General features: G+C 68.5%; 1 protein-coding gene and 1 pseudogene. One reads left to right on the top strand and one right to left on the bottom strand.

Going from position 1 to position 1,273, the window contains the following annotated elements; all coding sequences use genetic code 11:
• The coding region (locus tag NS184_RS17100; protein WP_058727248.1) for a zinc-binding dehydrogenase at positions 1–1,018 on the top strand (1,018 nt) is incomplete at its 5' end.
• A 54-nt stretch (positions 1,019–1,072) separates the two neighbouring features.
• Here NS184_RS17100 and NS184_RS17105 read toward each other — a convergent pair.
• A pseudogene (locus tag NS184_RS17105) lies at positions 1,073–1,273 on the bottom strand (erythritol/L-threitol dehydrogenase); the annotation flags it as partial.

Below are 1,273 nucleotides of genomic sequence, written 5' to 3' on the forward strand. Positions count from 1 at the left end.
CCCGACACCAGGACCCGGCGAGCTGCTCCTCCGCACCGACGCGGTCGGGATCTGCGCATCGGACCTGAAGTGCTACCACGGCGCGGCCAAGTTCTGGGGCGACGAGAACCGCCCGGCGTGGGCCGAGACCGACCGGATCCCCGGGCACGAGTTCGTCGGCACGATCGTCGCCGGTGACGAGGACGCCCTCACCAAGCGCAAGGTGTCGCTGGGCGACCGCATCGCCTGTGAGCAGATCGTGCCGTGCTGGGAGTGCCGCTACTGCCTCGAGGGCATCTACTGGATGTGCAACGTCCACGACATGTTCGGCTTCAAGGGCTACGACGGCGCGATGGCCGAGTACGTCCTCGTCCCGACCAAGGCGCTCACCCACCCGGTCTCGAGCGATCTGCCCGGCCAGGTCGCCGCGTTCGCCGAGCCGCTGTCCTGCGCCTTCCACGCGGTCGAGCGTGGCGACATCAAGTTCGGTGACACGGTCGTCATCGCCGGCGCGGGCCCGATCGGCCTCTCCGCGATCGCCGGTACCCGCCAGAAGAACCCGCTCCGGATCATCGCCCTCGACGTCGTCCCGGAGAAGCTCGAGCTCGCACGCAAGGTCGGTGCGGACATCGTGATCAACATCGCCGAGGAGGACGCCGTCGCGCGCGTCAAGGAACTGACCGACGGCTACGGCGCCGACGTCTACATCGAGGCGACCGGCCACCCGTCGGCGGTGCCGCAGGGGCTCAACATCCTCCGCAAGCTCGGCACCTTCGTCGAGTACTCGGTCTTCAAGGACAACGTGTCGGTGGACTGGTCGATCATCTCGGACGACAAGGAGCTGGACGTTCGTGGTGCGCACCTCGGGCCCCACACCTGGCCGGCTGCGATCAAGCTCCTCGAGTCCGAGACGCTGCCCATGTCGGAGATCTGCACCCACCAGTTCGCACTGGAGGACTTCCAGCAGGCTCTCGACCTGGTCGGCGACTCGGCGGGCGCGAGCGTCAAGGTCTCGATCATCCCGTCACGGCGCTCCTGAGCGTCGCCCGGCGGACGGTCCCGCAGCACTGACGGGGCCGCCCGCGGGCGACGCTCAGGAGCGCCGTGACGGGATGATCGAGACCTTGACGCTCGCGCCCGCCGAGTCGCCGACCAGGTCGAGAGCCTGCTGGAAGTCCTCCAGTGCGAACTGGTGGGTGCAGATCTCCGACATGGGCAGCGTCTCGGACTCGAGGAGCTTGATCGCAGCCGGCCAGGTGTGGGGCCCGAGGTGCGCACCACGAACGTCCAGCTC

This window comes from Curtobacterium luteum (assembly GCF_001475545.1).
Taxonomy (GTDB): Bacteria; Actinomycetota; Actinomycetes; order Actinomycetales; family Microbacteriaceae; genus Curtobacterium; species Curtobacterium luteum_A.